Below are 7,005 nucleotides of genomic sequence, written 5' to 3'. Positions count from 1 at the left end.
CGATGGTCACGTGCAGGCGCTCACCTTAAATTGCCGCGCGCCTGCAGCTGGGGCCTTGCTTCACGCATTGCGGTCACTCCTTGCACCATTGCATCTGGCTCTTAATTTGGACCAAACTTAGGCGTGCGCGCCTGTGCCCTTTATATTGTATGTTGCTGTAAATGTGCATAGCACATTTACAGCAACATACAATATAAAGGGGTTTGAGCACCATCGGTGCGAAAACTCATGCGCCAGGATGGCGAAGACCATGGGAATCAAACACTTTGTAAAGAGCACCTGGTTGCCAACACTGAGATAGTCATATTCTGTATTGGCACAGTCTATGTGGTATACTACAGCAAAAAGATATTCTTTCTATGTACATGTATAAATGCAAATGGGTATCATGTATAATCAACAGGCGCTTCCATCATTTCTGTCACCAGTAGTTCTATGCTTCCTGTTGAATTGAACCAGACTGGAGAGCAACCTATGCGCTGTCCCTATTGTGGAGGACTCAATCCCGATACCAGCCAATACTGTGTCCGCTGTGGACGCAATTTTACATCGCAACCAACGGCAAACGCCCAGCAGCCCGTCAATCAACCACAGCCAACGGCCTATCAGCCGGTAGGACCACGGCCTTATCCGCCAGTCCAACCTGCTCGCCCTGTCTCCCAACCAGTAGGAAATCGGCCTTATCCGCCAGTCCAACCTGCGCAACCTGCCAGACCAGTTACACCACCGATAGCACGGCCCGCAGTGGCTCCTAAACCGCCACAGGCTTCACCGCGACCAGTTCCACCTGCTACAGGTCCAACGGCAGCCAGACGTCCCAATCGGCACTATAACGAGCCACTAACTGGTTTGCCACCAATACCAGCCGCGCCAGAGCCGCCTGCTCCTTTCCCTCCTCGTACCTTCGCGCAACTCAAGCAATTGAAAGAGGGGGCACTGGATTATACGGTGCTCAATGATGAAGGTGGCTATGGCAAGAAGAAGATTATTCGGATTGCGTTTCGGCGTTGCGCTCCCTGGCAACAGGTGGCAACCCTGTTAAAAGCGTTGGATGCCTACGACAACAATAAATTTGATACACTTACCATCCAGGGTGTATATAATCAAGAACAGAGCACCTACGCTTTTACTAATGGACAGCTGATATTTGATCGTAACGTCCGTCTGGGAAGTCAGACCCAACAACGCTTTCAAATTGAAACCGATGATGGTTTCTCCACCGAAGCGTTACGCATCGTATTGGCCGAATAACTGGCACAGGATCTGGAACAATAGTATATGCAAGCAGTTGAACTCATTTGTAAGAAAAGGGATGGGGGAACATTCAGCACAGAGGAAATAAACTGGCTGATTGAGCAGTATACGCAGGGAACCATTCCCGATTATCAGATGGCCTCTTTATTGATGGCCATCTACTGGCGTGGCATGGATGCTCGCGAAACCAGTGATCTGACACTTGCGATGGCCCGCTCAGGAGAACAATTACATGTCAACACAGTAATTTCTCCTGTGATCGATAAACATAGTACCGGCGGGGTTGGAGATAAGGTTACTCTGGCGGTCGCTCCACTGGTGGCAGCCTGCGGTGTCGCCGTTGGCAAGATGACCGGGCGGGGATTAGGACATACTGGCGGGACGGTCGATAAACTTGAATCGGTCGATGGTTTTACGATTGAGCTATCACGAGAAGATTTTATGCGCATCTTGCGCGAACATCAGATTGTCCTGGCAGGGCAGTCCAATGATCTGGCACCCGCTGACGGCAAGCTCTATGCCTTACGCGATGTCACAGGCACCATCGAGAGTATTCCCCTGATCGCCTCCAGCATCATGAGCAAAAAGCTGGCGATAGGTGCCTCCCATCTATTGCTGGATGTAAAATTCGGTTCCGGTGCCTTTATGAAGAACATTGAGCAGGCACGCCTGCTGGCACAGGCTATGGTTGCCATCGGACAGGCCGCTGGAGTACATACCGTCGCGGCCATCACATCGATGGAGCAACCCCTGGGCAGAGCTATTGGCAATGCCCTGGAACTACGTGAAGCCATCGATATCCTGCGCGGTCAGGGTCCCGAGGATGTCTCTGAGCTCTGCTATCACGAGGCGGCTGAGATACTGGTCATGACGCAAAAAGCAGCAACACTGGCAGAAGCAGAACAACTTGTAGCACAAACCATCCAATCGGGAGCCGCCCTCAAAAAGCTTGCCGAAGTGATTGCTGCCCAGCAGGGTAATGCGCAACAGATCCTACAACCGGAACTCCTGCCTGTCGCTCCGGTACGCAGCATGCTGCCAGCACCCCGGAGTGGCTATATCGCAGCCATCAATGCCGAGGGACTGGGACTTGCCAGCATGAGTCTCGGTGCGGGACGCTTCAAAAAAGGTGATCCAGTCGATCATCGCACAGGACTGGTCTTGCAGGCTAAGGTTGGAAATCACATTCAGGCTGGAGATCCCCTGATCGAAATCCATGCCCGCGATGAGCAAGAAGCCCAACAGATCCAATCCGCCCTGCTCGCCTGCTATCAATGGAGCGATCATCCTATCAAGATACACCCCCTCATCTGTGACATAATTCGTCCCTGAGAAGAGTTAACACAGGTAGCCTGCCATGTATTCGCAGGTCAGGCTACCTGTGACATATACTGTATCTGACAATGAGTTCATATTGAACAATTACAGAACCTCACAACAAAAAAAGAGCCAGTCAAATGACTGGCTCTTTTTCAATGGTAGCGCATACGGGATTCGAACCCGTGATCTCCGCCTTGAGAGGGCGATGTCCTGGACCGCTAGACGAATGCGCCTTATACTATTGCCAACAGGGGCGGCAGCAAGTGCTCCTGTCCCTTCAGCTCACGTATTATGCCATGAACTGCCCCAGCTTGTCAAGAGGTTATTCACAGAGATAAAGACGTTCATCTGATCAATGCATCCCTTCTGCTCATTAGCGCTGCGCACTATTGCAATTCAGCAGCACACATTGGATGCAGTCGAGCAAGTTGGAGCAGCCACATTGTAGACCCTGGCTGAGGAGTTGTTTGACATTGCTCGCTCGCTGCAGCAATAGCTCTACCTGAACAAGCTTTTGCTGCGCGATATTTTGCCACTGCTCTGAAAGCTGTGCATCTTCATTGTGGCTCTGTAAGAGTTGTTGGATCTCTGTCAGCGAAAATCCCAACTTCTGTGTGACCTGAATAAAGGCCAGACGCTCCAGAATCGTCTCATCATAGCGTCGCTGTCCGCTGACCCGGCGCGGCTCAGGTAAGACATTAATGCTTTCATAGTAACGTATCGTCGACGGTCGTATACCGGCTTGCTGTGCAATCTGGCTAATGGTTAATTCAGACATCAAAACCGCTCCATTCCCTCTTGACTTCAAGTCAACTTTAACCTGTACACTCATTTTAGACCTTTGAGGAGATGATCAGCAAGTAGCAAGACAGAATAAATACATTTGGACAAACATGCATCGCGAAAGGAAGCAAACAATGTCAACAATCCACAATTTACCATCCCAGAGTAATGTGATGAACATTGGTGATCAGAATTTTAAGGATCAGGTTTTAAACTCAACTCTGCCAGTAATCATAAAGTTCACGGCCCAATGGTGTCCTCATTGTCATGCTCTGGCACCCGCCTATCAACAGCTCAGCGTAGAATATCAGGACAAACTACGCTTTGTCCAATTAGACGTCGATGAAAATCCACAGGTCCCGACCACCTATCGTATCCAGGGCATGCCAACCTTGCTCATCTTTAAAGATGGCAAAGAGTGTGGGCGTATTGTGGGACCTGGACCACAGGCCAATAGCCTGAAACAACGTATTGATCAAGTATTAGTCGAGAATGGCTGCGACTAATACTTGAATCATCTCTTCACTACTCACCACACCAGCTCATTTTGACACCCGGAGATGAGCATTCAGTAGAAGGAGTCTACATTGCAAAGATGTGGACTCCTTCTGTGTTTCAAATGAGGATCAATAGAGTTCCAGGCAGGGATACCCTACTTGACTCTGGCTTCCAGGGCGCTTAATTGTTCACGCAATTTGCGGTTGTCTTCACGCATCTCTTCAAGATCGCTACGCAATTGTTTTAACTGCGCATCGCCTTTGTCTTCAGTGCTCAGGGTTTGCGCCGCGACCAGATAGTTGCGCTGGACACCCGAATCCAGTTCGGTCTCAGCAAGATTTTGTAAGACCGCGATGGCACGCTTTTCACCAAATTCAGAGAGAGCCATAGCAGCGAGCGAACGTGCTGGCCCCCAGGTGTCATGTTCAACCGTGTTGATCAGAGCTGTCACGGCACGCTCACGGGCTGCTTCACTATACAGGTTGCGCTGCGATCCAACAACCTGCAAGCCCGCCAGAGCGGCCCTTCTGAGCGTTGGATGGTTGTGCGTATCACCTGCATAACGCGCCATGAGATCAATAACGCTTTCGTCACCGGTGAAGCCTAAGCCACGGAAAATGCCGCGCTGTACATAGTTCGTCCAGCTGGGACGATCCAGCAATGGCTGCAGGGAGGCAACCACGCCTTCAGTACGCGTCTGACCTAAGGCTTCCGCGGCACTGGCTTCAACCAGATAACTCACGTCACCCTTTGATAACAGGACACGCAGAGCCTCCGAGGAAAGCTGCGCCAGTTCTGCCTGTTGGGGCGCCTGATAGTGCCCCAATGCGAGTGCAATAGTACTGCGTACCTTGGATGATTTCTGGGGATCAAGCTCTTGCAACGCTTTGATCAAAGCAACTTGAGCCTTCGCATTCCCAATCTCACTCAGGGCGCGTGCAGCGGCGGAACGTACGCCACGGAAAGGATCGTTATTCAGCGCATTTACCAGCGCATTCAAGCTTTCCTCTTCACCGGATTTAGCAAGTTCCTGCGCAGCCTCGATGCGACCCAGAATGTCGGGATCATGGGCCAGTTGATAGCGCAGCATACGGGCAGGGCGCTCAAAACGTAGGGTCTTCAGCAACCAGCCATCAGGATCGATCCGCACCATGACTGGCTCACGCTCCAGAGGAAGATAGAAACTCTGCTCAACCTGACCATCTTCACCCAGTTGTACCTGCATCGAAACGGTGTGTGTCTGTGTAATTTGCTCACGTTGTGCCTCTTCATCAGAGGTGGGAATGGTAAAGGCAATATCCAGTGGCATATAGAAGCAAGCGGTAAGCTCATCTACCTTCTGCGTCTGTTTAATCTTTACCTTTGCCAGTTTGCGCTCATTATCCCAGGTATAGTTGACCTCTAATTCGGGATGACCACCACCATGGACCCATTGCTGGAAGAAGCGTTCCAGGCTACGCCCAGTCACCTCTTCCAGGGTGCGCATCAGATCAGCAGTCACCACCTGTTTGGTGCGATAGGTTTCCAGATAAGCTTTAAGGCCACGACGGAAGTTGATATCACCCAGATAATGGCGCAGCATATGTAGAACCCAGGCGCCCTTGTTATACAGATGGCGGTCAAACAACTCAAAGCCACGATCATGATAGACATAATACACAATCGGACGACGATATTGACGATCCTCAGCCAGATAACCTAGTTTTTCCTGCAATAATGTATATTTAAACTCATCATCACCGTGATCGTGCTGTCCCCATAACAATTCAAAATAGGTGGCAAAACCCTCATTCAGCCAACCATTTGACCAATCCCGGCAAGTCACCAGATCCCCAAACCACTGGTGAGCCAGTTCATGGGCCACAACGGATTCCAATTCGATATCCAATGAGGCACGCTTGTCGGGCAACAAGGCAAAGCTATGAGTAGTGGCGCTGGTATGTTCCATTGCGCCTGTATAGATCTCAACCACGGTCTGTGCATATTTGTCGTATGGATACTCAACACCCAGATATTCTTCATAGAACTGAATCATCTTCGGTGTCTTACCCATCAGAAGAGGAGCATCCTCTTTACGGTCTTTGCGCACATAGTAATGAACGGGCTTCCCTTTATAGGTATCCTCGATCACTGCGAAATCCCCCACTACCAGTGAGACCAGATAAGCAGCATGAGGCACATCGTGACGCCAGTGATGAGTTTTGGTTGCGCCATTATCAGTCACCCCAAGCAGGTTGCCATTCGATACCGTGATAAACTGCGCTGGCACGGTGACGATGATCTCCGTCGTCGCACGGTCATCGGGACTATCATGGCATGGGAACCAGTGGCTATGATAACGGGGCTGCCCAAACGTCCAGGCATGGATCGGACGAGTAGGATCTTCAGGGGCGGGTTTCATAAAGTGTATGCCGGTACGTGGCTTCGCATGATAGGTTACCGCAACCGTAAATTCTTCCCCATGCTTATAGGGGCGATCCAAAATAATGATCAGCTTCTGGTTGGTCGTCGAATAATTCAGCTTCGTCCCATTCGCCAGCGCTACCTGCTCGATATGCAATTCCTCAGCATCCAGAGACACTGTGGTTACTTCTTCATACAGGGCTGAAAAAGTTGTATAGGCAGTGCCACTGATGGTCTCCTGCTCAAAATCAAGCGTGATATCTAGCTTGACATGGCGAACATCCGCAGGTCGATCCGGGGCAAACTTCAATTGATCGCCAGGAAACTCAAATGAGCGCGACTTTGGCGATGGTAAGGCATGCAACTCATTGAACATCAATAAGCTATAGCCATTGCCTAATTCCAGCGCTTGCGCACGTGTACAATTACTAGCCACAAAGTTACTCCCTCTACTACAAAACAAATGTGTCAAACCTCTCTGATCATATCACCTGGAGGTCAAACTACGTACATGGTAATTCAATGGTATACCTATGTTCAAGGGGCAGACTCTTCCTGCCAGGCCTTCAACCAAATATGGAACGCCAATCCATCCGTAGACGACACCCTTCACGGGCAATACCGTTCAAATAGTCCATGCTCCTGCGGAGCACCCGGAACGATGAAAAGGAGGTAAAATAGGAGGTGAACCAGCGCCAAGATTCACAGATCGAGATGTTATCTAGTGGAACAAACCTGGGTTCAAAT

5 protein-coding genes and 1 tRNA gene are annotated in these 7,005 nt (G+C 50.3%); 3 read left to right on the top strand and 3 right to left on the bottom strand.

Translation table 11 applies throughout. From position 1 onward, the window contains the following. Positions 1-474: 474 nt before the first annotated feature. Positions 475-1,251 (top strand): hypothetical protein, encoded by a 777-nt coding sequence (locus F1593_RS26855; RefSeq protein ID WP_149404630.1) that lies wholly within the window; start codon positions 475-477, stop codon positions 1,249-1,251. A gap of 27 nt (positions 1,252-1,278) precedes the next feature. Then, positions 1,279-2,586: a thymidine phosphorylase gene (locus tag F1593_RS26850; RefSeq protein ID WP_149404629.1), complete on the top strand. Its 1,308-nt coding sequence runs from the start codon at positions 1,279-1,281 to the stop codon at positions 2,584-2,586. Between the two features lie 144 nt (positions 2,587-2,730). Here F1593_RS26850 and F1593_RS26845 read toward each other — a convergent pair. Both F1593_RS26845 and F1593_RS26840 read right to left on the bottom strand, forming a co-directional pair. After that, positions 2,731-2,807: transfer RNA gene (locus F1593_RS26845), tRNA-Glu, on the bottom strand. A 140-nt stretch (positions 2,808-2,947) separates the two neighbouring features. Continuing rightward, positions 2,948-3,352, bottom strand: a complete 405-nt coding sequence (locus F1593_RS26840; RefSeq protein ID WP_172632488.1) for a MerR family transcriptional regulator — start codon at positions 3,350-3,352, stop codon at positions 2,948-2,950. A gap of 139 nt (positions 3,353-3,491) precedes the next feature. Between F1593_RS26840 and F1593_RS26835 the strand changes: the two genes are divergently transcribed. After that, positions 3,492-3,863: a thioredoxin family protein gene (locus F1593_RS26835; protein ID WP_172632487.1), complete on the top strand. Its 372-nt coding sequence runs from the start codon at positions 3,492-3,494 to the stop codon at positions 3,861-3,863. A gap of 146 nt (positions 3,864-4,009) precedes the next feature. Here the strand turns inward: F1593_RS26835 and F1593_RS26830 are convergent, their stop codons facing one another. Next, a complete protein-coding gene (locus F1593_RS26830) occupies positions 4,010-6,694 on the bottom strand; it encodes a M1 family metallopeptidase (protein ID WP_149404626.1) in 2,685 nt (894 codons plus the stop codon). Between the last annotated feature and the right edge of the window lie 311 nt (positions 6,695-7,005).

It is taken from the genome of Dictyobacter arantiisoli, from assembly GCF_008326305.1.
GTDB lineage: Bacteria > Chloroflexota > Ktedonobacteria > Ktedonobacterales > Ktedonobacteraceae > Dictyobacter > Dictyobacter arantiisoli.
This window is presented reverse-complemented; position numbering and strand designations above follow the sequence as displayed.